The organism is Paenibacillus lupini (assembly GCF_011761355.1).
GTDB lineage: Bacteria > Bacillota > Bacilli > Paenibacillales > Paenibacillaceae > Pristimantibacillus > Pristimantibacillus lupini.
Map to the genome: position 1 here is coordinate 156,864 of NZ_JAASRW010000001.1, position 26,491 is coordinate 183,354.

At 46.9% G+C, this 26,491-nt stretch carries 31 protein-coding genes; 28 read left to right on the forward strand and 3 right to left on the reverse strand.

Translation table 11 applies throughout. The features are described 5' to 3' along the window. Positions 1 to 28 precede the first annotated feature (28 nt). Together efp and FHS17_RS00775 are read left to right on the forward strand one after the other, a co-directional pair. Positions 29 to 589, forward strand: coding sequence for an elongation factor P (gene efp, locus FHS17_RS00770; RefSeq protein ID WP_167272633.1), 561 nt, complete (start codon positions 29 to 31; stop codon positions 587 to 589). A 205-nt stretch (positions 590 to 794) separates the two neighbouring features. After that, on the forward strand, positions 795 to 2,048 hold the full coding sequence (locus FHS17_RS00775) for an aspartate kinase (RefSeq protein ID WP_167272636.1): 1,254 nt from the start codon (positions 795 to 797) through the stop codon (positions 2,046 to 2,048). Positions 2,049 to 2,265: 217 nt separating this feature from the next. On the opposite strand, the gene FHS17_RS00780 is transcribed toward FHS17_RS00775, so the two are convergent. The 3 genes from FHS17_RS00780 to comA all read right to left on the reverse strand — a co-directional run bounded on the left by FHS17_RS00780 (position 2,266) and on the right by comA (position 4,367). Continuing rightward, complete coding sequence (locus tag FHS17_RS00780; protein WP_167272639.1) at positions 2,266 to 2,724, reverse strand: DUF441 domain-containing protein; 459 nt, start codon at positions 2,722 to 2,724, stop codon at positions 2,266 to 2,268. 69 nt (positions 2,725 to 2,793) lie between these two features. Beyond that, on the reverse strand, positions 2,794 to 3,516 hold the full coding sequence (locus FHS17_RS00785) for a 2-phosphosulfolactate phosphatase (protein WP_167272642.1): 723 nt from the start codon (positions 3,514 to 3,516) through the stop codon (positions 2,794 to 2,796). A gap of 23 nt (positions 3,517 to 3,539) precedes the next feature. Then, a complete protein-coding gene (gene comA, locus FHS17_RS00790; protein ID WP_167272645.1) occupies positions 3,540 to 4,367 on the reverse strand; it encodes a phosphosulfolactate synthase in 828 nt (275 codons plus the stop codon). A 193-nt stretch (positions 4,368 to 4,560) separates the two neighbouring features. Here comA and FHS17_RS00795 point away from each other — a divergent pair, with 193 nt between their 5' ends. The 26 genes from FHS17_RS00795 (at position 4,561) to spo0A (ending at position 26,462) form a co-directional block, all read left to right on the forward strand. Then, positions 4,561 to 4,827: a YqhV family protein gene (locus FHS17_RS00795; RefSeq protein ID WP_167272648.1), complete on the forward strand. Its 267-nt coding sequence runs from the start codon at positions 4,561 to 4,563 to the stop codon at positions 4,825 to 4,827. A 128-nt stretch (positions 4,828 to 4,955) separates the two neighbouring features. Next, positions 4,956 to 6,014: a stage III sporulation protein AA gene (gene spoIIIAA / locus FHS17_RS00800; RefSeq protein ID WP_167272652.1), complete on the forward strand. Its 1,059-nt coding sequence runs from the start codon at positions 4,956 to 4,958 to the stop codon at positions 6,012 to 6,014. After that, positions 6,011 to 6,529 carry a stage III sporulation protein SpoIIIAB gene (gene spoIIIAB / locus FHS17_RS00805; RefSeq protein WP_167272655.1) on the forward strand — a complete coding sequence of 173 codons (519 nt, stop codon included), beginning with the start codon at positions 6,011 to 6,013 and terminating at the stop codon, positions 6,527 to 6,529. The genes spoIIIAA and spoIIIAB overlap by 4 nt, the downstream gene beginning before the upstream one ends. 15 nt (positions 6,530 to 6,544) lie before the next feature. Then, complete coding sequence (gene spoIIIAC / locus FHS17_RS00810; protein WP_015843896.1) at positions 6,545 to 6,748, forward strand: stage III sporulation protein AC; 204 nt, start codon at positions 6,545 to 6,547, stop codon at positions 6,746 to 6,748. 39 nt (positions 6,749 to 6,787) lie between these two features. Continuing rightward, positions 6,788 to 7,183, forward strand: coding sequence for a stage III sporulation protein AD (gene spoIIIAD, locus FHS17_RS00815; RefSeq protein ID WP_167272658.1), 396 nt, complete (start codon positions 6,788 to 6,790; stop codon positions 7,181 to 7,183). A 4-nt stretch (positions 7,184 to 7,187) separates the two neighbouring features. Next, positions 7,188 to 8,432 (forward strand): stage III sporulation protein AE, encoded by a 1,245-nt coding sequence (gene spoIIIAE / locus FHS17_RS00820; RefSeq protein ID WP_167272661.1) that lies wholly within the window; start codon positions 7,188 to 7,190, stop codon positions 8,430 to 8,432. 31 nt (positions 8,433 to 8,463) lie between these two features. Further along, positions 8,464 to 9,204, forward strand: a complete 741-nt coding sequence (gene spoIIIAF / locus FHS17_RS00825; RefSeq protein ID WP_167272666.1) for a stage III sporulation protein AF — start codon at positions 8,464 to 8,466, stop codon at positions 9,202 to 9,204. Between the two features lie 21 nt (positions 9,205 to 9,225). After that, positions 9,226 to 9,858 carry a stage III sporulation protein AG gene (spoIIIAG, locus tag FHS17_RS00830; RefSeq protein WP_167272669.1) on the forward strand — a complete coding sequence of 211 codons (633 nt, stop codon included), beginning with the start codon at positions 9,226 to 9,228 and terminating at the stop codon, positions 9,856 to 9,858. A gap of 28 nt (positions 9,859 to 9,886) precedes the next feature. Continuing rightward, positions 9,887 to 10,510, forward strand: a complete 624-nt coding sequence (locus FHS17_RS00835) for a SpoIIIAH-like family protein (protein ID WP_167272671.1) — start codon at positions 9,887 to 9,889, stop codon at positions 10,508 to 10,510. A gap of 242 nt (positions 10,511 to 10,752) precedes the next feature. Beyond that, the gene (gene accB, locus FHS17_RS00840) at positions 10,753 to 11,247 is read left to right on the forward strand and encodes an acetyl-CoA carboxylase biotin carboxyl carrier protein (RefSeq protein ID WP_167272674.1); all 495 of its coding nucleotides are present in this window, start codon (positions 10,753 to 10,755) and stop codon (positions 11,245 to 11,247) included. 47 nt (positions 11,248 to 11,294) lie between these two features. Then, the gene (accC, locus tag FHS17_RS00845; protein WP_167272676.1) at positions 11,295 to 12,659 is read left to right on the forward strand and encodes an acetyl-CoA carboxylase biotin carboxylase subunit; all 1,365 of its coding nucleotides are present in this window, start codon (positions 11,295 to 11,297) and stop codon (positions 12,657 to 12,659) included. A gap of 129 nt (positions 12,660 to 12,788) precedes the next feature. Continuing rightward, positions 12,789 to 13,196, forward strand: coding sequence for an Asp23/Gls24 family envelope stress response protein (locus FHS17_RS00850; RefSeq protein ID WP_167272680.1), 408 nt, complete (start codon positions 12,789 to 12,791; stop codon positions 13,194 to 13,196). A gap of 100 nt (positions 13,197 to 13,296) precedes the next feature. Further along, positions 13,297 to 13,854 carry an alkaline shock response membrane anchor protein AmaP gene (amaP, locus tag FHS17_RS00855; RefSeq protein ID WP_167272684.1) on the forward strand — a complete coding sequence of 186 codons (558 nt, stop codon included), beginning with the start codon at positions 13,297 to 13,299 and terminating at the stop codon, positions 13,852 to 13,854. A 14-nt stretch (positions 13,855 to 13,868) separates the two neighbouring features. After that, positions 13,869 to 14,099 carry a DUF2273 domain-containing protein gene (locus FHS17_RS00860; RefSeq protein ID WP_415639827.1) on the forward strand — a complete coding sequence of 77 codons (231 nt, stop codon included), beginning with the start codon at positions 13,869 to 13,871 and terminating at the stop codon, positions 14,097 to 14,099. A 120-nt stretch (positions 14,100 to 14,219) separates the two neighbouring features. Further along, positions 14,220 to 14,681, forward strand: coding sequence for a transcription antitermination factor NusB (gene nusB, locus FHS17_RS00865; protein ID WP_167272694.1), 462 nt, complete (start codon positions 14,220 to 14,222; stop codon positions 14,679 to 14,681). A gap of 43 nt (positions 14,682 to 14,724) precedes the next feature. Beyond that, positions 14,725 to 15,585, forward strand: coding sequence for a bifunctional methylenetetrahydrofolate dehydrogenase/methenyltetrahydrofolate cyclohydrolase FolD (gene folD / locus FHS17_RS00870; RefSeq protein ID WP_167272698.1), 861 nt, complete (start codon positions 14,725 to 14,727; stop codon positions 15,583 to 15,585). A gap of 9 nt (positions 15,586 to 15,594) precedes the next feature. After that, positions 15,595 to 16,968: an exodeoxyribonuclease VII large subunit gene (xseA, locus tag FHS17_RS00875; protein ID WP_167272701.1), complete on the forward strand. Its 1,374-nt coding sequence runs from the start codon at positions 15,595 to 15,597 to the stop codon at positions 16,966 to 16,968. Continuing rightward, positions 16,943 to 17,203: an exodeoxyribonuclease VII small subunit gene (xseB, locus tag FHS17_RS00880; protein WP_167272705.1), complete on the forward strand. Its 261-nt coding sequence runs from the start codon at positions 16,943 to 16,945 to the stop codon at positions 17,201 to 17,203. Before xseA ends, xseB begins: the two co-directional genes overlap by 26 nt. A gap of 2 nt (positions 17,204 to 17,205) precedes the next feature. Next, a complete protein-coding gene (locus FHS17_RS00885) occupies positions 17,206 to 18,114 on the forward strand; it encodes a polyprenyl synthetase family protein (protein ID WP_167272709.1) in 909 nt (302 codons plus the stop codon). 98 nt (positions 18,115 to 18,212) lie between these two features. Further along, positions 18,213 to 20,138: a 1-deoxy-D-xylulose-5-phosphate synthase gene (dxs, locus tag FHS17_RS00890; protein WP_208420186.1), complete on the forward strand. Its 1,926-nt coding sequence runs from the start codon at positions 18,213 to 18,215 to the stop codon at positions 20,136 to 20,138. 12 nt (positions 20,139 to 20,150) lie between these two features. Next, positions 20,151 to 20,987: a TlyA family RNA methyltransferase gene (locus FHS17_RS00895; protein ID WP_167272713.1), complete on the forward strand. Its 837-nt coding sequence runs from the start codon at positions 20,151 to 20,153 to the stop codon at positions 20,985 to 20,987. A gap of 262 nt (positions 20,988 to 21,249) precedes the next feature. After that, a complete protein-coding gene (locus FHS17_RS00900; protein WP_167272718.1) occupies positions 21,250 to 21,708 on the forward strand; it encodes a hypothetical protein in 459 nt (152 codons plus the stop codon). 20 nt (positions 21,709 to 21,728) lie between these two features. After that, positions 21,729 to 22,181, forward strand: a complete 453-nt coding sequence (ahrC, locus tag FHS17_RS00905) for a transcriptional regulator AhrC/ArgR (RefSeq protein WP_167272723.1) — start codon at positions 21,729 to 21,731, stop codon at positions 22,179 to 22,181. 22 nt (positions 22,182 to 22,203) lie between these two features. Continuing rightward, positions 22,204 to 23,913 (forward strand): DNA repair protein RecN, encoded by a 1,710-nt coding sequence (gene recN, locus FHS17_RS00910; RefSeq protein WP_167272726.1) that lies wholly within the window; start codon positions 22,204 to 22,206, stop codon positions 23,911 to 23,913. 123 nt (positions 23,914 to 24,036) lie between these two features. Next, positions 24,037 to 25,374, forward strand: a complete 1,338-nt coding sequence (gene spoIVB, locus FHS17_RS00915) for a SpoIVB peptidase (protein ID WP_208420187.1) — start codon at positions 24,037 to 24,039, stop codon at positions 25,372 to 25,374. Between the two features lie 272 nt (positions 25,375 to 25,646). Next, on the forward strand, positions 25,647 to 26,462 hold the full coding sequence (gene spo0A, locus FHS17_RS00920; protein WP_167272733.1) for a sporulation transcription factor Spo0A: 816 nt from the start codon (positions 25,647 to 25,649) through the stop codon (positions 26,460 to 26,462). Positions 26,463 to 26,491: the final 29 nt, after the last annotated feature.

Sequence of the window (26,491 nt, forward strand, 5' to 3'; positions counted from 1 at the left end):
AAGCAGTTATTTCAGGAGGGAATTAGAAGTGACAGTTTCAGTAAATGATTTCAAAACAGGTTTGACCGTTGAAGTAGAAGGCGATATTTTCTCGGTTACCGAGTTCCAGCACGTTAAACCAGGAAAAGGCGCGGCATTCGTTCGCTCCAAACTAAAAAACCTCCGCAACGGTAACGTTGTTGAGAGAACTTTCCGTGCTGGCGAAACAATCGGCCGCGCAATCATCGAGAACCGTGAAGTACAATACCTGTACAACTCCGGTGATGAATATACTTTCATGGATAACGAGACTTATGACCAATTTGGTCTGGACTACAAACAACTCGAGTGGGAACTGAACTTCCTGAAAGAAAACATGAATGTTAACATCTCTAGCTACAAAGGCGAAATCATCGGTATTCAAATGCCTAACAGCGTTGAACTGAAAGTTGTTGAGACAGATGCAGCCGTTAAAGGCAATACTGCACAAGGCGCTACGAAAAGTGCAAAAGTTGAAACAGGTCTGAACGTTCAAGTTCCACTGTTCATCAACGAAGGCGACGTTCTCTTGATCGATACACGTGAAGGTAAATACATCTCCCGTGCTTAGAAAATAGGGACAGGCCGTTCGAATCTCCGGATTCGGACGGCTTTTTTTTATTATTGCTCTTAGATTTTCCGGAATGAAACTTGCTCAACTTCCAAAGGAAGGCAGCTTTTTCGACAAAATGCTAGGCGCATATACCCAGACATGCTGGGGTTGTGGTATAATATTGTCTTGTATGTTATATGTCAAGGTTGGGAGTGAATCAGCTTTGTCGTTGATAGTGATGAAGTTTGGCGGAAGCTCGGTAGGATCACCTGAGCGGATGCAGCGTGTTGCGAAGCGGATTATTGATAACCAGCAAGCGGGTAACCGTGTTGTAGTTGTCGTTTCCGCAATGGGAGATACAACAGATGATTTAATCGATCAGTCGAAGGCGCTTAACCCTAACCCTCCAGCGCGGGAGATGGATATGCTGCTTACGACAGGTGAACAAATATCGGTTGCATTATTGTCGATGACGATTCATCAGCTTGGCCATCAAGCGGTATCACTGACTGGCTGGCAAGCTGGCATTCGGACGGAAGCAGTACACAGCAAGGCGAAAATCACAGATATTCGTCCAGATCGTTTGTTCAAAGAGCTTGATGCAGGCAATGTCGTCATTGTCGCAGGCTTCCAGGGCATGACGGAAGACGGCGATATTACGACGCTTGGACGCGGCGGTTCAGATACGACAGCCGTAGCGCTTGCCGCTGCTATCGAAGCAGATGTGTGTGAAATTTACACAGACGTGGACGGCGTTTATTCGACGGATCCACGCGTTGTGAAATGTGCACGTAAATTAAATGAAATTTCGTACGATGAAATGCTTGAACTAGCACATTTGGGTGCTGCCGTCCTTCATCCGCGTGCGGTGGAGTACGCGAAGCATAACAATGTAAGACTTGTCGTACGTTCCAGCTTTACGCAAAACGAAGGTACAAGTGTGAAGGAGGAAGCGATCATGGAGCAAGGCGTAGTCGTACGCGGCATCGCTTTTGACAAAAATGTAGCAAGAATCAGCATCCTCGGCGTTGAGGATGAGCCAGGCGTACTCGCTAAAGTATTTGGTGCGCTTGCTAATAACGGCATTGACGTTGATGTTATCGTACAAAGCGGAGTGAAAAGCGGTAAAGCGGATTTCTCCTTCACGGTATCGGGCGATGATGTTGCACGCGCTGTTGATGTAATTAACGGTAATCGCAACGAAGTGCCATTTAACGAAGTAACTTCGGAAGATAACCTTGTGAAAGTATCGATCGTTGGTGCAGGCATGGTCAGCAATCCAGGAGTTGCTGCTACGATGTTTGCAGCAATCTCGGATCTTGGCGTAAGCATCAAGATGGTCAGCACTTCCGAAATTAAAGTATCCTGCATTATCGCTGCAGAGCCGCTGCAAGAAGTTGTGCGCGCTCTTCATACGGCTTACGGCCTCGATACAGCAGAGCAAGTATTCGTCGGCGGACCTCAAGACCGTCGTTAATATGTAATTCTGAATTTATAATGAAAATGGCCGTGCAGGTTATTCTGCACGGCCATTTTTTCGTACCTACAAGAAACGGTAAACGGAGCATTTCGAATGATTCTGGAGAAGTGGTAACGTTCGCTTTTGCTCGGGGATTCCTACCACATTGAAAATTGTTCTAAGGAATCCTCGAGCAATGGCGATCGGAAGATCATTCGAATGTGCAGTTTGCCGTTTATCCTCCGCTCATAAGCTTAAACAACTTGTACAATATCGCCGTAATCCCAGCTGCCATTAATGGGCCAACCGGGATACCTCGCAGAAAGATAATGCCAAAGATCGATCCGATAACTAGCCCAACAACCATCTGTGGATCAAGCTTAAGCAGATCAAGCCCTTTAGCATTCATATAAGCTGCTACGGCACCACCAATGAGGGCAAGCCAGCCTGGCCAAGTATTAAACGCGGCAATCAGTTCTTTCATCTGGACCTTCCCGGAGGCGAACGGCACAAGTACGCTTAATGTGAGGAATAATAAGCCAAGCTCCAGCCCTCGACGTTCAATCGAAGGCAGGAACCGGCTTAGATGCAGCAGCTTAACGGCTAGCAGCACACATGCTGCTGTTGCAATAATAGGCGAGCGGCCTATTAAACCTATGATAATCAATCCTACTAATATCAATTCACCAGTCATTGTTAGAACCCCAGTCATGAAGCGGATAAACTGCTTGCTCCATTATATGGACATCCTGTGGCGAATATGTCAGTAGCAGGAACAGATCAGCATATCTCCATTAGTTTGAAGACGAGGGACCTGGCTGTAAGCATCAACTTCCGCACAAATATCAATATCTCTTCCCATACCCAGTTTAACTAATCGTTTGCCTGTGGCACCGGAGCGGATCGTTTCTTTTATTTCATTAGATCGATTCTGATAGAGTGATAGCATGGCGAGTCCGAAGTCATCCATCGTAAGCTCCGACGTGCATGTTGCCTGCATCTTAGCTAGAAGCAGTCCTGCACATAAACCATCCTCAATGGCAAATTCATCATGGCTTCCTGCACATAAAATAACCACATCCCGTCGCAGATCAATGGCTGCTTTCGCACAGGCAGAGGCATTCAACAAGGCTGCCACCAATACATAATCCGCTCGAGTCGATTTATGAATAGCTCGGGTACCGTTAGTCGTTGTAAGAATGACACGACGATCCTTTACGGAATTCATCAGGAATTCATCAGGAGAATTACCGAGATCGAAACCAGGGATTTTTTTGCAAAAACGCTCTCCGCACAGCAAATCGCCGTCTTTCTGCGCCGCTCGGGCATCCATGACCGTTTCAACGGGGACAACGCCAGAGGATCCGGTTGCCAGCGCGGTAATGATTGAGCTGGTTGCTCGAAGCACATCAATAATGATGGCTGTTTTATGGACAAAATGCGCGGAGCTGGCTTCATTTACGCTTGAAATGACTTGAACCTGCATAGCAATCGCTCTTCCTTTCGTGCTTAAATCATATAATGAACAGGCTCCCCCCGCATTCCGAATTCGAAGGTATCGGAACGCAGCCCCCTGCGCATTGCCTCAAGTGCCAATGCGTCGCTTGGTGGAATATTACCCAGATGAACATTTGGGCCAAATTGCTGGAGCAAATAAGCCTGCTGCTGCTTCAGCGGAGCTTCCCACATTAAGCAGTCTTGGGTCGTCATTTCAGCTAGGATCTGCTCAATTGCCTGCTCACGGCAATTGCCATTTTCGTCAAATAAGCCAACGTCAATACCAGATTCACGCGCTTCAACGGTAATCCATTCAGCGCCGGCAGCAAGATCATAATCGGCTGTTACGGCTAATTGCTCAGGGTCGATGAGCGAACCTGCTGATTTTTTACCATACTCCGTAATAACAAGAAGCCCTCTTTCTTTGCCCTCTTTAATGAGCTCAGTCCGCTGCTTTCTGCTCATCTCAATCGTTCCATCCGATACCTCGATCCCATTAAAGCCAAGCTCGCATATCGTATCGAAGAAAGAAGGGGCTAATCGCTGCTGAACCGCTGTTTCTAGCAAAGTGCCTCCAGGCATGATAATGAGCCCTGCACTTCGGGCAAGTTCGATTTTACGTTTTAGAAGTTCTGGTTCATATAAGACGGCTGTTCCAAAACCAAGCTTTATTACGTTCATGTAGGGAGCTGCTACTTGAAGAAGATCAGCAAATCCATTTAGTCCAATTCCTTTGTCGATAACCATGGTTTTACCTTTATGGCGAATTGGAGCGTAATCGCGGTGTCCGCTTGGATCATGCAGCGTGCGGTGCCATGCCGCGTTACTTGCTTTTGTCATGGGAGTTGACTCCTAACATTTGATGATTCCCGCGTGGGAGGCGGGGCATGAAGCAATATATGCAGCATCTGCTAGGCGTGTGCCCGAACGATAAGCATGAATTGCAGACGAGCCTGCATATGATGTGTTGATGGAGACATTGATAGTGAAAGCGGCTCACTTGGTGGCAATTCTTTTTAGGAGGTGAACGGTTATGTTGAATAAGATCGTGCTCACCATGGCGTCCCTTCGGCTGACATCAGGGACAATCGAAATTTGCGCGGCATTGCTCATGCTTAGGCTGAACCAGATCGATAAGGCTCTAGTGGTTAACTCATCGCTAGCTCTAGTTGGACCTTTTATATTAATCGCAACAACAACGGTTGGACTCATAGGGATGACAGACAAGCTGTCCTTCGGCAAATTAGCGTGGGTAACTGCAGGTGTTGTTTGTTTGCTCATTGGCATATTGAAAAAATAGTAGAGTCACTTAAGCTTTGCTATACCATCACACTATAAATCTATCATTCTTCAAGAAGTTGGACATATTCAGCCTGGTCAAGCATACAAATAAAACTACGAAGGACAAACATCCGGGAGTGATGACTCATGCTGGATCGTGTCGTACATTTACTTCCGCCGGAGCTTAAGGCGGTACTGGAGCGGCTTCCTGAATCGTCAATGGAACATCTGGAGGAAATTCGCATCCGGGAAGGACGTCCGCTGGAGCTTGGTATTCGCGGACAGTCTCGCTTTGCAGCCTCCGATGGAACGCTCCGTGCGGGCAGCGATGGAGCGTACAAGCCAACTGCCGATATCTGCCGGAAGCTGCTGGAGAAAATAACAAACCATTCGCTTTATGCCATGGAAGAGGAATTAAAGCGGGGATTTATTACCGTTGCAGGAGGGCATCGAATTGGACTGGCTGGCCGGACCATTCTCGATGGCGGGAACGTTCGAGGGATTCGCGATATTGGCGGCTTCAACATTCGGATTGCCCGCGAAGTAGTTGGTTCTGCAAGGAACCTGCTTCCCAAGCTGCTGGACAAGAACCGTAAGACCATTCATTCGACACTCATTCTCGCTCCACCTCAGCAAGGGAAAACAACGATTGTCCGCGATATTGCCCGTTCTATCAGCTATGGACATTGGGGAATGTTCGAGAACGCGGCAGGCTGGTCTGGCCGCAAGGTTGCCATCGTGGATGAACGGTCCGAGATTGCCGCTTGTGTTCGGGGAATCCCTACCTTTGATGTTGGACCTAGGACAGATATTATGGATGCTTGCCCGAAGGCAGAAGGTATGATGATGCTGCTTCGCTCCATGTCTCCTGAAGTGGTCATCGTCGATGAGATTGGCCGTCCAGAGGACGCGGAGGCCATTCAAGAAGCAAGTCATGCGGGGATTAGCGTGATTGCCACAGCGCATGCTTATGATCTGCATGATGCAAGAGGAAGACCGGTGTTACGGCAGCTGCTAGATGATGGCACCTTCACTTACGTGGTCGAATTAAAGCGGACGGCAGAAGGGTTTATGCATCGTGTAGTCGCTGCGGATATGAAAGACAAGCTGCCAGCAGCTGCGAGAGAACCAACTGCTGCAGCAAAGGGCGAGCCGGAGAGGGTTGCGCAGACCTACAGTGGTTTTCAAAGGGGCGATGTCCCTTGATTAAGCTGATAGGAGCTGTTCTCATTCTTTTCGCAGGCACAATGATCGGCTTTCAGCAAGCAGCTAGGCTGGCCGCAAGGCCCCGTCAGCTTCGCCAGCTGGCCCATGCTCTTCAAAGATTGGAGACAGAAATCGGATACGGCCACACACCACTTCCGGAAGCTCTTGAAAGAACAGCCGAAGTAGTAGCAGCTCCATTGGCAGAGTTGTTCCGGAATGCGGCTGAAGGAGTGAAGGGATCCGATGGCTTTACCTTTCGCGAAAGCTGGGAACTGGCGATGAAGAACGGCTGGAGTTCTACCGCGTTACGTCAGACGGAGCTGGCTGTGATGCTGCGGCTTGGTTCAACCCTTGGCATTAGTGACAAGGAGGATCAGCTCAAGCATATCCACCTAGCGCTCCTGCAGCTGAAAGCGGAAGAAGATGCAGCGAGAGATGATCAATCACGCTACGAAAAAATGTGGAAAAGCCTTGGTGTTTTGATCGCCGTGCTCGTCGTGATATTGATGGTTTAGTGGGGTGCCGCACAAATGAATATGGATGTGAGCGCTATTTTCCAAATTGCAGGGATCGGAATCATCATTGGTATGATCCATACGGTTCTTAAGCAAATGGGAAAAGAAGATATGGCGCAATGGGTAACCTTAATCGGCTTTGTTGTAGTCCTATTTATGGTCATACGGTTACTGAACGATTTGTTTCAAGAAATCAAGACGATCTTTCTGTTTCAGTAACGGAAGACGTCTAGAGAAGCCGCAAGTAGGTGAATAAAGTTGGAAATTATTCAGATCGTCGGCCTTGGGCTGATCGCCACAATTCTCATCATAGTCGTTCGGGAGCAGAAACCGTTATTCGCCTTTCTGCTTGCGGCTTTTACCGGCCTTTTTATCTTCATCTTTCTTATCGGTAAAATCGATTCGGTCATCAAAGTACTTGAGGATTTGGCGAACCGCTCAGGCATTCCATCTATCTACTTGAAGACGATTCTGAAAATAATCGGTATCGCCTATATCGCCGAATTCGGAGCCCAGATAGTAAGAGATGCCGGTCAAGACAGCATCGCATCCAGAATCGAATTCGCGGGTAAGGTTCTCATACTCGTCATGGCGGTTCCGATCATTAGCGTCATCGTCGAGACGGTGATCGGGCTGCTGCCGGCGGGGAGTTGAATGGATGATCAAGCTATATGTATATGCCACCCGCTTAATCGCCTTTCTGGTCATCGCCTGGCTGGTCAGTATGCTCCTTGTCACGCCGGTTATGGCAGCGGAGAATGCACCATCAGAAGGGTCCGGGCAGGGGCAGCAGCAGACCGATCCAGCAATGACGAATCAGCTGACAGAAAGTCAGTTGAAAGGATTGGATACGCAAACGGTAGAGAATTACTGGAGCCAATTGAAAGAAGAATATGGCGGATATTTTCCCGACGAGAAAATGCCCAGTTTCTTCGAAATGCTGAAGCCAGATGGCGAAGGACTCAAGCTCAAAACGGTATTCAAAGGGCTGCTTGGCTATTTCTTTCATGAAGTGCTGTATAACGGCAAACTCCTCGTGACAATAGTCATGCTGACTGTATTCAGCATGGTGCTGGAGACGCTGCAAAACGCCTTCGAACGTAATGCGGTCAGCAAGGTTGCTTATTCGATCACCTACATGGTGCTTATCATTATTGCAGTCAACAGCTTTCATGTCGCCATTGGTTACGCGAAGGATGCAATCGAGACCATGATCCAATTCATGCTCGCGATGATGCCGCTTCTCCTGACACTGCTTGCTGCAATGGGGAATGTGGTCACGGTTTCCATTTTGCATCCGCTGATCATCTTTATGATTCATACGGTTGGGACGGTCATCTATACGATTGTGTTCCCGCTGCTTTTCTTCTCGGCAGTACTTCACATTGTGAGTGCTCTGACAGATAAATTTAAAGTCACTCAACTGGCGAATCTGCTTCGAAATATCGGCGTTGCGATCATGGGTGTGCTGGTAACCGTGTTTCTAGGGGTTCTATCCGTTCAGGGGGCAAAAGGAGCGGTAACAGACGGGATTACGATGCGGACTGCAAAGTTCGTAACGGGTAACTTTGTCCCCGTCGTAGGACGGATGTTCTCGGATGCTGCGGATACCGTTATCTCTGCTTCGCTGCTAGCCAAGAATGCGATTGGTCTCGCTGGTGTTATCATCTTGCTCTTCTTATGTGCCTTTCCCGCTGTGAAAATATTGACTCTGGCACTTATCTACAATGTCTCTGCAGCTGCCATGCAGCCGCTTGGCGATTCTCCCATCGTTGCCTGCCTGCAAACGATAGGCAAAACGATGATTTATGTGTTCGCTGCTCTTGCCGCAGTCAGCCTAATGTTCTTCCTTGCAGTCACTATCGTGCTGACAGCAGGCAACGCCGCCCTTATGGTGCGATGACAGCAAAGCGAATCGAAGGAGGCGAAGAGGTGTGATTGCTTGGCTCAGCGATTGGCTGAGAGATATTATTGCGGTCATCATGCTTGCAACATTCGTGGAGCTGCTGCTGCCGAACAAATCGATGCAGCGTTATGCAAGGCTGGTCATCGGACTTCTCATTCTGCTCACCATCATGTCGCCAATCCTTCGGCTGCTGCAAGGAGATTTTAATGCCAAGCTGAAGGATGGAATATCGAATTGGGATCAGCTAGAGGCAAAGCATGAAGTAAAGATGCCAACTCTAAATGACATCCAGAAGAAAGCGGAAGATCTGAATAAGCAGCAAAACAGTGATGCAGCGGCATTGATGGAGCAGACACTGGAGGACTCGATGGTGGATGCCGTGGTGAAGCAGACGGGGCTTTCAGTAGAAGCCGTAGATGTGACCCTGAAATGGGAACAGCACGGCAAGACGATGACACCGTACGTTAACGCTGTGCTCGTCACCTTGCCTACTGACAAGACAGTGTCGGCCTCATCCGAGGAGTCCAGTGATAAAGTCAAAGAGGTTGCAGCAATCAGCGTAGATGTAGATGTGGATGTCAATATTGACCGCAGCCAGGATGAAGATAAGCAAGCTGCTGCAGGAGCAGGCAAAGAGAAGCCGGATGATGGGTTTGCGAAGGTGAATCCATCAGATAGTGAGGAGATAAGGGATGTTCTGGCGGAGGGCTGGGGTGTTAACCCAAGCAAAATTCAGGTGCGGCAGCGGGCAGAGAGCGGCGTCCATTAAAGCGGAAGGAGAGGAAGCAGAGTGGCCAAATGGCTGAGTGGTCTTGAATCGGTAGTGGGCGGCGGTCCAGGCGGCCCGAAGCGGGTAAAAACCTTACGGCTGCTTCTGATCATCGGCTGTATTGGAGCGGCGCTAATGCTGCTCAACTCCTATATCAACTTCAATAAGGTTGATACCGTGACGCAGGGAGCGAACCCTCCTCCCCAGGATACAGGGGCATTTGGGAATACAGACACAACAGATAACTCGCAGTTCGCTGCAATTGAGAGACCTCTTGAGAATCGGCTGAAGGAGATTTTGGAGAAAATCGTTGGTGTCGGCTCAGTGGATGTCCTTTTGACAATCGATTCTACCGAGGAGATTGAAATCGCAAGGGACAATTCGGAGTCGCAGACGGTTACAGACGAGGATGATCGTAACGGCGGCAAAAGACATATCACCGCTATTACCAAGGATGGTAAGGTGGTTATCGTTGAAGTTGCAGGAGATCAGAAGCCGATCGTAACGAAGACGATTAATCCGAGCATTCGCGGTGTGCTCATCGTCGCCAAAGGCGCCGAGAATCAGACCGTGAGACGCCTTATTATAGACGCGGTGGAAAAGGGCGTGAACGTACCTGCCAACCGCATATCAGTAGCCCCAAGCAAGCAATAATAATATACCATTATTAGGAGGGTGTTCTATGAACACGAAAAGACAAACAATTTGGCTCGTATCGATGCTCAGTTTGATGGTCGTATTATCCGCGTATTACCTGTTTACGCAAGATACCAAATCACCGGATATGCTTTCTGACGGTACACAAACGGAGCAAAAAACAGGAGCAACAGAAGCTTCAGCAAACAATGATCAGATTGTGGTGGATCAAGTGGATCAAGACGAAACAGCAAATGTCAGCAATGATGCTTTATCTGATGAAGATAAGCAAGTTCTCGAGCAAATTGAAGCTCAAGGCGGCGTAGACAGCAGTGTATTTGCTCAAGTGGAAGAAAAGCGCAGCCAGTTAAACAGCGATCAGCAGGATAAACTGTTCTCGGACATCACTGATCTGCAGGACCCTGAAGACTCCAAAGCTGCTATGCAGCAGCTGGAGCAGCTGGAAGAGAAGAACTCGAAATTAACAAGCATCGAGAATGAATTGATGAAGAGCTTCCAGACGGCAATTGTTAACGAAGAAGGCAACGGTTATAAAGTGTTGGTCGAAAGTGAAAAGCTGGATAAGACCCAAGCAGCCAACATTATTGATCTCGTTATGAAAACATTAAACGTAGGTGCTGACCAAGTTTCAGTACAATTTATCAAGTAATGTAGAGGAGGCCGGCAGGGATCTGATCCCTGATCGGTCTCTTTTTATTTTGTATAAAAGTTCCATTATTAATGGCATATTAAAAAATTGATTCGTGTTCCGCCGCGTTTGTGATATAATGTTAGACGTTATGTGACGGATAAATATCCATTAGAAACTGAATAATGCTATTCTATCAGGGTAAAAGCAAACGCATACGAAGCAACAAGGCTTCGGAAACTTTTAAGGAGTGAAAACTATTCATGTTCAAATTGAGCGAGATTAAGGAATTGATCAAACTGGTTGATCAGACTTCCGTTCATGAGCTGGAGATCGAAAACGAAGGAGCACGCTTATTCATTCGCAAGCCTGGCAAAACCGAAGTGGTGAATGTACAAGCAGCCCCAATTACGCATACATATTCGCAGGCGCCTGTATTTGCACCGCAGCCGGCAGCAGAAGCTCCACAAGCAGCTGTACAAGCCAGCACACCTGCAGCAAGTCCTAATACAGACAATCTGCACCAAATTGTTTCGCCAATGGTTGGTACGTTCTACAGCTCTCCGTCTCCTGACGCAGCAGAATTCGTCAAAGCAGGAGACCGTGTAACGGAGAAGAGCGTTGTATGTATTCTCGAAGCGATGAAGCTGATGAACGAGCTGGAAGCAGAAGTTCGCGGTGAGATTGTTGAAGTTCTGGTGTCCAACGGTCAATTGGTGGAATACGGCCAGCCGTTGTTCCTTGTTAAACCGGAATAAGACCAGCTCCGAATTTGGAGAAATTGTTGCCTGAGAGGAGTACGAATGTGAAATTCCAAAAAGTATTAATCGCTAACCGTGGAGAAATCGCGGTACGCATCATTCGCGCTTGTCGCGAGCTCGGTATTTCGACAGTAGCTGTTTATTCCGAGGCTGACCGTGATTCGCTGCATGTGCGACTTGCAGATGAAGCCTATTGCATCGGTCCTACCGCTTCCAAGGACAGTTATTTAAATTTGACAAACCTGATGAGTGTTGCCACGATTACAGGCTGTGATGCTGTGCACCCGGGTTACGGGTTCTTGGCCGAAAATGCGGATTTCGCAGAGATCTGTGAATCATGCAACATTACCTTTGTTGGTCCTTCCCCAGAAGCGATCAGCAAGATGGGTGACAAGGCCGTTGCGAAGCAAACGATGAAGGAAGCAGATGTACCGGTTATTCCGGGCTCTGACGGCCTTATTGAAAATATGGATGACGCAATCCGTATTGCACGTAGCATTGGTTACCCGGTCATTATTAAAGCAACTGCCGGCGGCGGCGGTAAAGGGATTCGTATTGCGGAGGATGAGGATACGCTCATTCAGCAAATTACGACAGCCCAGCAGGAAGCTCAAAAGGCTTTCGGAAATGCTGGTGTGTATTTGGAGAAATATTTGACGGGCATGAAACACGTCGAAATTCAGATTATGGCCGACAAGCACGGCAATGCCGTTCATTTGTTCGAACGTGACTGTTCTGTGCAGCGCCGTCGTCAGAAGCTTGTTGAAGAAGCACCTTGCCCGATCCTGTCGCCAGCACTTCGTGAGCGTATGGGAAGTGCAGCTGTTCGTGCGGCATTAGCTGTTCAATATTCTGGTGCCGGAACTCTTGAGTTTCTGCTTGGTCCAGACGGCAATTTCTACTTCATGGAGATGAATACTCGTATTCAGGTTGAACATCCGGTTACAGAGATGATAACGAATGTTGACTTGATTAAAGAGATGATCTCCGTTGCAGAAGGCAATCCGTTGTCATTCAAGCAAGAAGATCTCCAAATTAACGGCTGGGCAATTGAATGCCGGATTAATGCGGAAGACTCAGAGCGTAACTTTATGCCGTCTCCAGGTCTTATTCCGTTCTATCTGCCGCCAGGCGGTACGGGCGTTCGGGTAGACAGTGCTGTGTATCCTGGTTACACGATTTCGCCGCACTACGATTCGATGATTGCCAAGCTGATTGTATGGGGAAGAACGAGGGAAGAAGCCATCGCTCGTATGAAGCGTGCGCTTTCCGAATTTGCAATTGATGGTATTAAAACAACGATTCCTTTCCATCAAAAGCTTCTGAATCACCCGATTTTCGTAAAAGGCACGTTTGATATTAAATTCCTGGAAGAATACGACGTGAATCAGCCGGAACAAGCGGAATAGTACAATCTGCACCTGGTTTGTCATATTTCACGTCGAATGTTATAGTATAGAAATAAGATGCGAAGGTAACACTTCGGTTTTTTCTAGCCATTACCGGAGCGCGCAACTTTAAGGAGGTGTACAACCATCATGAGTACGATTGCTGCAGATTATGAGAGAACGGACATTGGCACCATTCAAATTGCACCCGAAGTCATTGAAGTGATCGCAGGACTGGCTACTGTAGAAGTGAGTGGAGTAGCAGGAATGAGTGGCGGATTTGCAGGCGGCATTGCCGAACTGCTTGGCCGCAAGAATTTGTCTAAGGGCGTTAAGGTTGAGGTCGGCCAGCGTGAAGCTGCAGTCGATGTGTCGATTATCGTGGAGTACGGCAACCGGATTCCGGAAATCGCCTCGGAAATTCAACGTAATGTAAAACGCTCCATTGAAATGATGACAGGATTGAATGTAATTGAAGTGAACGTACATATTCACGATGTACATTTCAAGACAGAGAGCAAACCGGAAGAAGAAGACTCAAATTTCCGCGTGAAATAACACACACGCTGATGAATTGAATTAATATAACCCCCTCGTGATGGTTATGCCGCTTCGCGCAAGGGGGTTTTCATTCGCTCTGACGCGGGGAGGCGTTACGTTGATCAGAATTATAGACAAGCTATTCTTGTTTATTTACAGTATAGCCATCGGCATTATCTCCGTCTTTATTGCTTGTATCGGGTTTAATTGGATACAGGAGGACGATTTGAATGATATGGTCAGTGAGCTCTACGGTACGGATTCTCTTCTAATTACTACTGTTGTAGTAGGCTTTATTCTGCTCCTGCTCAGCTTGCGATTCTTCATTGTTTCGCTGAAGCGTTCTTCTTCATCAGCGCCCTCTATCGACCAACGCACCGATTTTGGTGATATCCGGATTTCGATAGAGACAATTGAGAATTTAGCGCTTAAGGCTGCAACAAAGCAGCGTGGTGTTAAAGATTTGAAAGCACGCATCCAAGCGTCTGATACTGGCCTTAACATCATTTTACGCGCAGTCGTAGATGGGGAAAGCTCAATTCCAAGTCTTACGGAGGAAATCCAAAAGGCTGTGAAAGAACATGTTGAGGAGATTGCCGGTATTCCGGTGACGAATGTAGCGGTATACATCGCTAACGTCATTCAAACCGGGACGAATAAAAGTCGCGTCGAATAAAGGGGAGCATGCCGATGTGGAGGGAGTACTGGGCATCCTATGGGAAACGGACGATCGGCGCTGCCGCAGGTCTGTTTTTCGGATTTGTGTACTTGTTTGCCGGGTTTTGGGACATGCTGTTTTTCATACTGCTCGTCTCGGCCGGTTATTGGTTTGGCAAGCAAAAGGACATGCAAAACGGTTCAATCTTGCCTTGGCAGCGGCTTTGGTCTTGGTTAATGGAAAGGTATCGGCCGTTTAGATAATCCTGTGGTCTCCTCCGTACGCCGGAAGATGGATTGCCTCCAGTTCCGGGCAGGGAGGAGATCATAGGTTTTTTTTCAAATATAAGAGTATATCGGCAGAGAGCTGCCGAGGAGGAAAGCATGAAACGTAGATTAGCACGCGAGATAGCTGTATCAAGCTTATATCAAATGGAAATGAACGATGTAACTGCCATGGAAGCTGTAGATATGCTGATGGAAGAAGCTCGTACCGAGAATGAAATCGAAGCTGAATTTGTGGAAAGTGATCAGACGGATTCTTATGTTCGTGAGCTCGTTAGTGGAGTTGCAGACAATAAGGCAGCGATCGATGAGATGCTGCAGCAATATTTGACTGGCTGGCAGGTAGACCGTTTGTCTCGTGTTGACCGTCAAGTTCTTCGTTTGGCTTGTTTTGAAATTGTGTATAACAATGATGTACCACCTAAAGCGGCAATTAACGAGGCGATTGAGCTGGCCAAGCATTTTGGTACAGAAGAATCCGGCAAATTCGTTAACGGCGTGTTGGGCAAGCTGTTCAAAGAGCATGTAGGCGAACAGGCAAATTCAGAATCGACAAATTAGATAAGCGGCCTTTTTTGGCCGTGTACATAGGGGAGAGATGATGATGAGCGCACAAATTATTGCAGGGAAACAGATTTCTGATATGATTCGGGAAGAAATTCAGAAGGAGGCAGCTGATCTTAGAGAGAAAGGCATCGTTCCTGGTCTGGCTGTCGTTCTCGTAGGCGAAGATCCAGCATCCAAGGTCTATGTAGGCTCGAAAGAAAAAGCATGTCAACAACTTGGCTTCCATTCCGAGGTTCATCGTTTGGAGGAGTCGACTTCGGAAGAGCAATTGCTTGCGCTTATTGATCAATTGAATAACGATGATAAAATCAACGGTATTCTCGTACAGCTTCCATTGCCTAAACATATTAATGAAAAAGCAGTGATCGACGCTATTCATGTTGACAAAGATGTTGATGGTTTCCATCCGGAAAGCGTAGGCAACCTTGTTATTGGAGACGACAGTCTGCTTCCTTGTACACCTGCCGGCGTTATTGAATTGATCAAACGGAGCAGTGGTGACATCGCGGGTAAACATGCCGTTGTCATTGGCCGCAGTAACATTGTAGGCAAGCCGGTTGCTATGCTTCTTCTTCGTGAGAATGCAACGGTAACGATCTGTCATTCTCGTACAGCGAATATGGAAGAGCTTGCAAAGCAAGCTGACATTCTAGTTGTAGCGATTGGTAAAGCCAAAGCGATTGACAGCAAATATGTGAAACCAGGTGCAGTTGTCATTGATGTGGGTATTAACCGTCTGCCAGACGGCAAACTTGCCGGCGACGTGGATTATGAAGATTGTCTGGAAACAGCAGGCTTTATTACTCCTGTTCCGGGCGGCGTAGGACCGATGACAATTACAATGCTCATGAACAATACGATTACAGCTGCGAAACGAGCACACAAAGTCGGGGAGTGATGATGTCTTATGGCAGATCAACCTCGTATTTATTCGATAAAAGAGATTAACCGTTACATTAAAATGAAGCTGGAATCTGATAACCTGCTTGGCGATGTATGGCTAAGAGGGGAAATATCCAATTTCACGCATCATTCCAGTGGTCATATGTACTTTACGTTGAAAGATAAAGATAGCCGTCTCAAATGCATCATGTTCGCATCGCATAATCAGCGGCTCCCTTTTATTCCGCGAGAAGGTACGAAAGTAATGGCACGTGGCAATGTATCGGTCTATGAACGTGACGGCAATTATCAATTTTATGTAACTGCAATGCAGCCGGACGGAATTGGAAGCTTGTATCTAGCCTATGAACAGCTGAAGACGAAGCTGGAAACGGAAGGGTTGTTTGCCGAATCGCGCAAACGGCCCATTCCGCGTTTTCCTAAAGGTATTGGAGTTATTACATCCCCTACTGGCGCAGCGGTTCGGGATATCATCATAACCTTGCAGCGCAGACATCCATCGGTTCCCATCTATGTGTTCCCGGTGCTGGTCCAAGGGACGCAAGCAGCACCTTCGATTGTGAAAGCAATCGAATCGATGAACCGTTTTGGCGAAGTCGACGTATTAATTGTAGGCAGGGGCGGCGGGTCTCTCGAAGAGCTTTGGGCATTTAATGAAGAGCTTGTCGCTAGAAGCATCGCTTCATCACAAATTCCGGTCATTAGTGCGGTTGGGCATGAGACTGATTTTACAATTGCTGATTTTGTTGCTGATCTTCGGGCAGCAACGCCAACGGCCGCTGCTGAGCTTGCTGTTCCGCATGTTGCGGAGCTTCAGCAGCAGCTAGTCAGACAACGGCAGCGATTAGAACAATCGCTGCGAATGATGGTACAAGGGAGGAAGGAACGGCTGGAACGCGTTAGGCGGTCTCCGTTCTTCATACATCCCCGCAGATATTTACTTGATCAGGCTCAGCGGCTGGATCGACTCCAGGAACGGCTGCAGCAGAGAACAGTACGGTTAGCAGAACGTGGGAAAGCAAGGCTTGATCGGCTGCATAGTCAATTGTCCGGACATCATCCAGGGGAACAAGCGGCCTTCGCAGCTAAGCGGCTTCAAGGTGACGTCAAGCGGTTGGAGCAAGCTATGCAATCATCGCTGAAAGAACGGCGGCTGCAGCTGCATAGTGCGATTCGCCAGCTTGATGCTCTAAGTCCTCTGAAAGTAATGGCCAGAGGCTACAGCCTAGTCTATGACGAGCAAGAAAAGCGATTGATCAAATCTATTGCTGATGTTCAGCCAGGTGATCTTGTGAAAGTGAAGGTAGCCGACGGACAGCTTGATTGTCACGTTTGGTCGATGAAAGGAGAAGATGGCGTTGAAAGCAGCAGCGAATAATGAAATAAGCTTTGAAGAAGCCATGGAACAGCTCGAGAAAATCGTTGAGCGGCTTGAAAGCGGAGATGTTCCGCTGGAAACGGCGATCGAATTGTTCCAAGATGGTATGAAGCTATCGCACCTTTGCGGCGGCAAGCTGGAGCAGGTTGAACGCAAGATCGAATTGCTTATTGAGACAGAGCAAGGTTTTCAAAAGAAGGCATTCGCTCCAATGAACGAGGAAAAAGGGGAATAACGTTGATTACAGATATCAAGTCTTACTTGAATGAATGTGCTGCGCTTATTGAAAAGTCACTTCCCGAAGCTCTGCCTGCCGACTGGAATATCCCGCAGCAGCTCAGAGAGTCGATGCTGTATTCCCTGCAGGCTGGCGGCAAACGTTTAAGGCCTGCTCTTGTACTGGCTGCTGCTGAGGCGATCAAAGGCCAATCAGATGCGGTACAACATGCGCTTCCAGTTGCATGCGCGATTGAATATATCCATACTTACTCACTTATTCATGACGATCTTCCTGCCATGGATAATGATGATTACCGCCGCGGGAAGCTGACCAATCACAAGGTATTTGGTGAAGCAATGGCTATTCTTGCAGGTGATGCCTTATTGACGCATGCTTTTCACCTTATTTCAAAGGCGGCTCGTCTTGGTGGGGTAAGCGCTGATGTAGCACTTGATATCGTCGAGGATCTCGCAATGCTCGCAGGGGCTAGAGGCATGGTTGGCGGTCAAGCAGCTGACATGCAGGGCGAGCAAGGAACGACCTCGATTGAAGAACTTGAATATATTCATCTTCATAAAACGAGCGATTTGATTGTTTTCTCGGTTACTGCCGGTGGCCGAATTGGTGGTGCAACAGCAGAACAGCTGGAAGCTCTGCGTCTGTACGGACGTAACATCGGCCTTGCTTTCCAGATTCAAGACGATATTCTTGATCTGATTGGTGACGAGAAAAAGCTCGGCAAAAAAACGAACAGCGATGTTGAGCAGCAAAAGGTAACCTACCCGTACCTGCTTGGGATCGAGGAAAGTAAAGCACAAGTCAAACGTTTAACCCGTGAAGCGAAGGCAGTGATCCTTGAAGCTCAAATCGCCGCACCGGATAAATTGCTCTTAATTTCCGATTATCTTGTCCAACGGGATTACTAAGTTAGGATTGTGTAAATGGGTACATTGGGAAAATATCGGAGCTTATGCTATAATGATTGAAATATTTTGACGTTTATTGTGGAATAAGATGTGATCTGATGTCGTATTCCAGAAAGCGAGGAAGTAACGTGCTGCTTGATCAAATTAACGGACCTCAAGATCTGAAAGATTTTTCATTGGAAGAGCTGGAGCAGTTATCTGAAGAAATTCGCCAGTTCCTCATTGAGAAGCTTTCCGTTACAGGTGGTCATCTCGCACCGAATCTTGGAGTTGTGGAGCTGACACTGGTCCTCCATTATCTTTTTGACAGTCCAAAGGATAAGTTTCTTTTTGACGTAGGTCATCAATCGTATGTTCATAAGATTCTAACCGGACGTAAAGACCGGTTTGATACACTACGTGAATATAAGGGTCTATGCGGTTTTGTTAAACGTGCGGAAAGTGAGCATGATGTTTGGGAAGCCGGACATAGCAGTACTTCTCTTTCAGGAGCTATGGGCATGGCGTTGGCTCGTGATTTGAAAGGTGAAGACAACCGAGTTGTTGCCATTATTGGCGATGGTGCATTAACGGGCGGAATGGCACTTGAAGCACTCAACCATATTGGCGACGAGAAGAAAAACCTCATTGTTGTTCTGAATGATAATGAGATGTCTATTGCTCCAAACGTAGGTGCGATGCACCATTATTTGAGCAAAATCCGTACAGACCGTCATTATCAGAAAGCGAAGGATGAACTTCAGCATTTCCTGAATAAAATCCCGGCAATCGGCGGTAAACTGGCTAAGACGGCAGAGCGTTTCAAAGACAGCTTGAAATATTTGCTGGTCAGCGGTATTTTGTTTGAGCAATTTGGCTTCACTTACCTTGGACCTGTTGATGGTCATGATATGGAACAGATGCTTGATCTGTTCAAACAGGCGGACTCCATCCCAGGACCTGTACTGGTACATGTCATTACCGTTAAAGGCAAAGGGTACTCGCCTGCAGAAACAGATTCCTTCAAGTGGCATGGGATCTCGCCGTATAAAATTGAATCGGGTCAAGTTGTGAAGGCAGTAGGCCCGCCAATGTATACTGATGTATTTGGTAATACGCTGATTGAAATGGCTGAGAAGGACAAACGGATTGTTGCGGTTACTCCAGCAATGCCAGGTGGATCGGGTCTTCTCAAATTTGCAGAGCGATTCCCTGATCGGATGATTGATGTTGGCATCGCTGAGCAGCATGCGGCAACAATGTCTGCAGCGCTTGCGATGGAAGGTATGAAGCCTGTCTATGCGGTATATTCAACTTTCCTTCAACGTGCTTACGACCAAGTAGTGCATGATATTTGCCGGCAAAATGCAAATGTAGTATTTGCAATTGACCGAGCGGGCTTTGTTGGGCCTGATGGCGAGACTCATCAAGGTGTATATGATATTGCTTTCTTGCGTCACATACCGAATCTTGTCATTATGATGCCTAAGGACGAAAATGAGCTTCGCCGTATGATGAAGACGGCAATTGACTATAATGAAGGACCTATTGCGGTTCGTTATCCGCGTATCAGTGGTCTTGGTGTCAAAATGGATGAAGAACTTCTACCGCTGCCAATTGGTAAGTGGGAGACAGTTAGAGAAGGCGATTCCGCCGTGATCCTGGCAATTGGACCAATGCTTCAGGTTGCAGAAGAAGCTGCAGAGCTTCTAAAGAGAGATGGCCTCAACGTACAAATCGTGAATGCCAGATTTATTAAACCGCTTGATGAGGAAATGCTGCTCTCATTCGCTTCGGAAGGCAAGCATATTCTTGTTATTGAAGAAAGCTCGGAGCTGGGCGGCTTTGGCAGCGCAGTACTGGAATTCTACTCCCTGCGGGGGATATATGGCATGCCGGTTCGTATTATGGGTGTTCCAGATCTATTCGTGGAGCATGGTTCGATCAAGGAACAGCGTGTGGAAGTCGGCTTAACTGGAGAGCGAGCAGCGATGGAGCTTAAGAGCATGCTGCCAAGCCGCCAGAAGCGTGCAACAGGGCAGTAACGAAGGAGAACCATGACAACGACACCGAAGGAAAGAATAGATGTATTGCTTGTGGAACGTGGGTTCTATGAGAGCAGAGAGAAGGCTAAAGCAGCTGTTATGGCTGGTTTGGTGCTTGTGAATAACGAACCTGTTGATAAAGGTGGCATGAAGATTCCGCGGGAAGCCGAGATCAAGGTCAAAGGAGCAGTTCACCCCTATGTTAGCAGAGGTGGGCTTAAGCTTGAGAAAGCTATTCGCTCTTTTGAGATTGATTTGACGGACAGAGTTATGCTCGATATTGGGGCTTCTACTGGCGGTTTTACAGATTGTGCCTTGCAGAACGGCGCTTCATTTGTATATGCGATTGATGTTGGCTACAACCAACTGGATTGGTCGCTTCGGCAAGATGAGCGAGTTCGTGTCATGGAGCGCACTAATTTCCGTTATACACAGCCGTCTGATTTGGAAGGACCGCCTCCGACCTTTGCTACAATTGATGTATCCTTTATTTCACTCAAGCATATTTTACCGGCACTTAGTGGTCTGTTGAGTGTTGGTTCGGGTATTGTAGCACTAATAAAACCGCAATTCGAAGCGGGGCGGGAGAAGGTCGGAAAATCGGGTGTTGTTCGTGAACCAAGCGTTCATCAGGAAGTCCTCGAGAAGGTTCTCCATGCTGCTGCTGAACTAGGTTATAAGCTGCAGGACCTGACCTTCTCGCCAATCACTGGCGGTGAAGGCAATATTGAGTTTCTTGCCTATTGGACATGGGAGAACGAACCTAGTGACCATCTGCATGACGAGCAAGCGATTACAGCTGTTGTCCGTCAGGCAGGTGAGACATTTACTGTTCATAAAAAACATTAACCGTTGCAGAACTATGCTGATTCGTGAAATTAACTGTACTCGACGATCAAGACTGCGCTGGTATCAAACATTTCCAAGGGAATGCTACGACCGTTATTTAAGCGGCCAGCGTTCCCTTTTGTTTTTCCTCTTTACAAACATGTGTTCGTTTTGCTAAACTAAAAGCAACCAAACATGCGTTCGTCCAATTGTTCAGAGAGGAAAATGCTCCCTTCATCACGAACCAATTTAAGAAAGGTTTTAATGGGATGGAGGGTTGCGTATGGGAATGTACGGTGACTGGTTTATTATGCTGGTCGCTGGCGCATTTTTGTTGTTCTGGTTATACCGAGGCGCCTATCGATGGCTGCATCAGCCTATAAGCGTGAATCGTTTAACGCTGGGTAAGGGCGGCGAGCTTACAGAAGACGATGAGAACATCATATTCCTGGAACGTTCGGGCTATGAGGTTCTATCTGGAAAGCATCGGGTTCCGATCAGAATAGACTTGGACGGACAATCACTTAACAGCCGACTATATATTGATTATATTGCTGAGCAAGATGGCAAAATGTATATAGTGAAAACTGCACGCGAACGAATGCCGATGGATTGGACAGGCAGCGGTGTAAGAGATCGTTTGCTCATTTATTCGCTTCTGCTGCCGGAATGTACCGGAGTCCTATTCGTTGATGCGAAAGAGCAGATCATTCGGCAAATTATTTTTAATATAAGCGACTAGCATGTTTTGGGAGGAACGTTATGAAAGGCATTAGACAGTACAAGATCAAGGAAATTATTACAAAGCATACGATTGAGACGCAGGAGGAACTGGTGGACGCCCTTCGGGAGGCTGGCTTACAGGTTACTCAAGCGACTGTATCTAGAGATATGAAAGAACTGATGCTCATTAAGGTGCCCGCGGAAGATGGTCGTTATAAGTACTCTCTGCCACAAGAGCAACAGCGTCAGAATCCAGTTAATAAGTTAAAACGTGCGCTGATTGACCATTTCACCCATATTGATTACACAGAGAATCTTGTGGTGATGAAATGTTTACCTGGTACAGCCAATACGATTTGCGCGTTAATTGATAATATGGAATGGCCGGAAGTAATGGGGACCATATGCGGTGATGATACGATCCTTATTATTTGCCGGACTAAGGATAAGAGCAGCGAGCTTGTTGAGAAGCTGCTCGAATTACTGAACTAAACATTGTTGGGGGTTATTGGCCATGCTGCGCGAGTTATCCATTCGGAATTTAGCGGTTATTGAGGAAGTAAACGTTTCGTTTCATCGTGGATTTCATGTATTAACAGGGGAGACAGGTGCGGGGAAATCGATTATTATCGATGCACTTAGCTTAATTGTTGGTGGACGAGGCTCCGCAGATATGGTCAGGTACGGTTGTGATAAAGCTGAGATGGAGGCTATGTTTGATTTGCCGGCTATCCATCCGGTGTGGAATGTATTAGAACGGCTTGGTGTTCAAGCGTCCAGAGAAGAAATGCTGGTCATTAGACGTGAGCTGACCTCGCATGGTAAAAGCAGCAGCCGCGTTAATGGTCAGCTTGTAACGATGACCATGCTGCGAGAGATCGGCGAATGCCTGGTGAACATTCATGGTCAGCACGAGCATCAATCGTTGTTGCGTACGGAACAGCACTTGGAATGGCTGGATTTGTTCGCTGGTGATTTGCTTATCGAGCGAAAGACTGCTTACCGCGCTGTGTATCAGCAGCTACAGCAGTCACGTGCATCTGTACGTGAATTAGAGGAGACAACTCGTCATAACGTACAAATGCTCGACTTATATCGGTATCAGATTGAAGAAATTACGAATGCTAATTTAAAAGCAGGTGAAGATGAGCAGCTTGTGGAGGAGAAGCGCAAGCTGCAATATGCAGGCAAGCGTATGGACAGCGTGGCTGAAGCTTACACTCTTCTGTACAATGGCAAGGGCTTGGATGCAATCAGCAAAGCGATAACTAAGCTTACGGATATCCAAGGATATGACCCTGCAGTGCTGACACCTATGCTTGAGCAGCTGCAATCTGCCTTTTATCAAGCGGAGGATGCTGTGTTCCAGCTGCGTGATTATCGGGACAGTATTGATTCTGATCCTGAGCAGCTCTCCATTATTGAAGACAGGCTTGATCTAATTAACGGTCTGAAACGTAAATATGGGGAGTCCATTCCGGAAATTCTCGATTATCTTGACCGAATTGCAACTGAACGAGACAAAATCGAGAACCGAGATGAATATTTGGATAAGCTGCGTAAGGATGAGCTTCGTCTTTATCTTCAGGCACATGAATTAGCGCAGGAGCTGTCAGAACTTCGTGCTCATGCGTCGGATCGATTATCGGCAGCCATTGAGCTTGAGCTGAAGCAGCTTCAAATGGGCAATACCGTATTCCGTGTGAAATTGGATCATCCGGCAACATCGGATACTGCGGAAATGGCTGCTTTAAATGCAAATGGCATTGATGAAGCCATCTTTATGTTATCGACAAACCCAGGTGAGCCGCTTAAGCCATTAAATAAAATTGCCTCCGGCGGTGAAATGTCGCGTATTATGCTCGCCCTGAAAGCAATATTTGCTGAAATTGATCAGGTACCGGTGCTTATATTCGACGAGGTTGATACTGGCGTCAGCGGCAGAGCAGCTCAAGCTATTGCAGAGAAGATGTCACAGCTCTCCGCGAAATGTCAGATCTTCTCGATTACGCATTTGCCTCAAGTTGCATGTATGGCCGATCACCATTACGAAATTCGCAAGCATATTATTGAACAGCGTACTTCGACGAACGTGACGAAGCTTGCGGAGCATACACGAATTGAGGAACTTGCGCGTATGTTGGGCGGTGTAGAAGTAACGGAAAAAACTCGTCATCATGCTCAAGAAATGCTTGTTTTGGCGGATCGCCAGAAAGGAGCCTAATGGTAGGCATTCAGGGAATGTTTTTGCGGTCATAAAACATACGGCTGAGGGTAACTTAAAGGTACGCCAATGGCGAAACGACCTACCTCGTCATGCGATGGAATAACAGGGAGCGTGAAATCATTGAACTCCAGCCCAAGGAAGAAATGGTTTGGCCTAGTTCTCGTTATCTGCGTCTGCATGATCGGACTCTCCGCGCCGTTTCAACATTTTGCCGCATTCCCGAATGAACTTCGTTTATTCTCCGGCCAACTGAAACGATTACAATATGGAGTTCCCGTACATGCAGAAGTTACCGTGGATCCACGAATGCTTCAAATTAATGGCTCAACCCGTCAGTCATTATCAGTCAATTTGAACGACCCAATCTCGTTAGAGCCGCATCAAAGCGGGCAAACGAGCATGAAAGTGAAATTATTTGGTAAAATCCCGTTTAAGACCGTCAAAGTAAATGTAGTACCGGATTTGCGGGTAATTCCCGGAGGCCAGACAATTGGCGTGAAAGTGAAATCCTCAGGCATTCTTGTTGTTGGTCATCATCAGGTACGAGCAAGTAACGGTACGAAGGAGTCTCCAGGTGAAAAGGCTGGTCTCCGTTTGGGTGATCTCATTATTAAGATCGATGGGCAGAAGATCAATGAAGTACGCAAGGTCGCTGATCTAGTGGAACAAGCAGGTAAACAGCAGCGTCCACTTTCGATCACTTACAAACGCGGCGGTACAATTGGGGAAACGAAGCTTTATCCGATCAGAGATGCTGAGGAACGTAATTGGAGGCTTGGTCTCTATATTCGAGACTCCGCAGCAGGTGTGGGTACGTTAACATTCTATGCCCCTGATCAAGGTGTCTACGGTGCTCTTGGCCATGTGATAACGGATATGGATACACAAACGCCAATCGAAGTTGGCGAGGGTCAAATTTTGCAATCCAGTGTGACGTCCATTAACAAAAGTCAAACTGGCGAACCGGGAGAGAAACGGGCGCATTTTGTGAAGGAAAGCAAAGTTTTAGGGAATATAGAACGTAATACACCATTCGGTATTTTTGGCAAGATGAGTGAAAATCCGAATCATAGCTATAGCGAAAAATCAGTTCCGGTGACATTTGCTGAAGAAGTGAAGGAAGGACCAGCTCAAATTTTGACTGTTGTTAATGGTCAGAAGGTCGAACGATTTGATATTGAAATCGCTCATGTAACCAGACAGCCAGCACCGGCAACGAAAGGTATGGTTATCAAGATTACCGATAAACGTCTTCTTGATAAAACAGGAGGAATCGTTCAAGGGATGTCTGGATCGCCAATCATTCAGAACGGGAAGCTAGTTGGAGCAGTAACACATGTATTTGTTAATGATCCTGCTTCTGGTTATGGCTGCTTTATTGAATGGATGCTTCAGGATGCTGGAATCTTGATGAGGGGGCAGCAACAGCAACAATCCACTCAAGGTACAGCTGCATAATGAAGCTTTAAATGAATAAAACCGCTGGTTGGCCCGTATTAAGCCATCAGCGGTTTCTTATTTTCTGAACGTCAATAAATGGTTGGATTTGTCGAATATTTCCGAAGCACATCATAAATTGTAATAAATTATTTATTATAACGAAAAAGATTAAAAAATCAAAGGAAAAAATTTTTCGACAGAAGGAATTTAAAGTCACATGTCGAAAACTTAAGTCAAGACAACTAGGGAAGGTAATCGCGAGTGAATACCAATTAAGGGAGGACCAGACCTTGCACAAGATCGAAGTATTGCTGGCAGATGACAATCGTGAATTCACCAATTTATTATCCGAATACATATCGGATCAAAATGATATGAACGTAAGCGGAGTTGCTTATAACGGTGAAGAGGTATTGTCTTATTTCGAAGAAGGCAGAAAAATACCTGATGTTCTTATTCTTGATATTATAATGCCGCATTTAGATGGTTTAGGCGTATTGGAACGTATCAAAGAAATGAATATTTCTCCAATGCCGAAAATCATCATGCTAACCGCATTTGGTCAAGAAAACATCACTCAAAAAGCCGTTCAGCTTGGCGCGTCATATTATATTTTGAAACCATTCGATATGGAAATCTTAGCGAACCGGATCCGTCAATTGGTGAGCAATACAACGTTTTCATCCTCGGCATCATTTAGTTCTGCCACAACAACGACGATCAAATCAAACGTCGTCCCACTTGCAAAAGGAAAAAACCTGGACGCGAATATTACAAGTATTATCCATGAAATTGGTGTGCCTGCTCACATTAAAGGTTATCAGTATCTGCGTGAAGCTATTACCATGGTGTATAACAACATCGAAATTCTTGGAGCAATTACTAAAACGCTTTATCCTGCGATTGCTGAAAAGTTCAAGACGACGCCTTCCCGCGTCGAACGTGCGATTCGCCACGCAATTGAAGTCGCATGGACGCGAGGCAATATCGACAGCATCAGCCACCTGTTCGGGTATACGATTAACATCAGCAAGTCGAAGCCAACCAATAGCGAATTCATCGCTATGGTAGCGGACAAGCTGCGGATCGAACATAAAGTTAGCTAAACCAAAAAACCGCTATTTATTATTGGGTC

Coding starts and splice junctions, on each gene's coding strand:
- xseA (WP_167272701.1), top strand. CDS start 15,595: ATGGCAGATCAACCTCGTATTTATTCGATAAAAGAGATTAACCGTTAC.
- spoIIIAA (WP_167272652.1), top strand. CDS start 4,956: ATGCTGGATCGTGTCGTACATTTACTTCCGCCGGAGCTTAAGGCGGTA.
- FHS17_RS00860 (WP_415639827.1), top strand. CDS start 13,869: ATGTGGAGGGAGTACTGGGCATCCTATGGGAAACGGACGATCGGCGCT.
- ahrC (WP_167272723.1), top strand. CDS start 21,729: ATGAAAGGCATTAGACAGTACAAGATCAAGGAAATTATTACAAAGCAT.
- comA (WP_167272645.1), bottom strand. CDS start 4,367: ATGACAAAAGCAAGTAACGCGGCATGGCACCGCACGCTGCATGATCCA.
- folD (WP_167272698.1), top strand. CDS start 14,725: ATGAGCGCACAAATTATTGCAGGGAAACAGATTTCTGATATGATTCGG.
- accB (WP_167272674.1), top strand. CDS start 10,753: ATGTTCAAATTGAGCGAGATTAAGGAATTGATCAAACTGGTTGATCAG.
- xseB (WP_167272705.1), top strand. CDS start 16,943: ATGGCGTTGAAAGCAGCAGCGAATAATGAAATAAGCTTTGAAGAAGCC.
- FHS17_RS00835 (WP_167272671.1), top strand. CDS start 9,887: ATGAACACGAAAAGACAAACAATTTGGCTCGTATCGATGCTCAGTTTG.
- FHS17_RS00785 (WP_167272642.1), bottom strand. CDS start 3,516: ATGCAGGTTCAAGTCATTTCAAGCGTAAATGAAGCCAGCTCCGCGCAT.
- FHS17_RS00900 (WP_167272718.1), top strand. CDS start 21,250: ATGGGAATGTACGGTGACTGGTTTATTATGCTGGTCGCTGGCGCATTT.
- spoIIIAC (WP_015843896.1), top strand. CDS start 6,545: ATGAATATGGATGTGAGCGCTATTTTCCAAATTGCAGGGATCGGAATC.
- FHS17_RS00780 (WP_167272639.1), bottom strand. CDS start 2,724: ATGACTGGTGAATTGATATTAGTAGGATTGATTATCATAGGTTTAATA.
- recN (WP_167272726.1), top strand. CDS start 22,204: ATGCTGCGCGAGTTATCCATTCGGAATTTAGCGGTTATTGAGGAAGTA.
- nusB (WP_167272694.1), top strand. CDS start 14,220: ATGAAACGTAGATTAGCACGCGAGATAGCTGTATCAAGCTTATATCAA.
- FHS17_RS00795 (WP_167272648.1), top strand. CDS start 4,561: ATGTTGAATAAGATCGTGCTCACCATGGCGTCCCTTCGGCTGACATCA.
- FHS17_RS00850 (WP_167272680.1), top strand. CDS start 12,789: ATGAGTACGATTGCTGCAGATTATGAGAGAACGGACATTGGCACCATT.
- dxs (WP_208420186.1), top strand. CDS start 18,213: ATGTCGTATTCCAGAAAGCGAGGAAGTAACGTGCTGCTTGATCAAATT.
- spoIIIAE (WP_167272661.1), top strand. CDS start 7,188: ATGATCAAGCTATATGTATATGCCACCCGCTTAATCGCCTTTCTGGTC.
- FHS17_RS00895 (WP_167272713.1), top strand. CDS start 20,151: ATGACAACGACACCGAAGGAAAGAATAGATGTATTGCTTGTGGAACGT.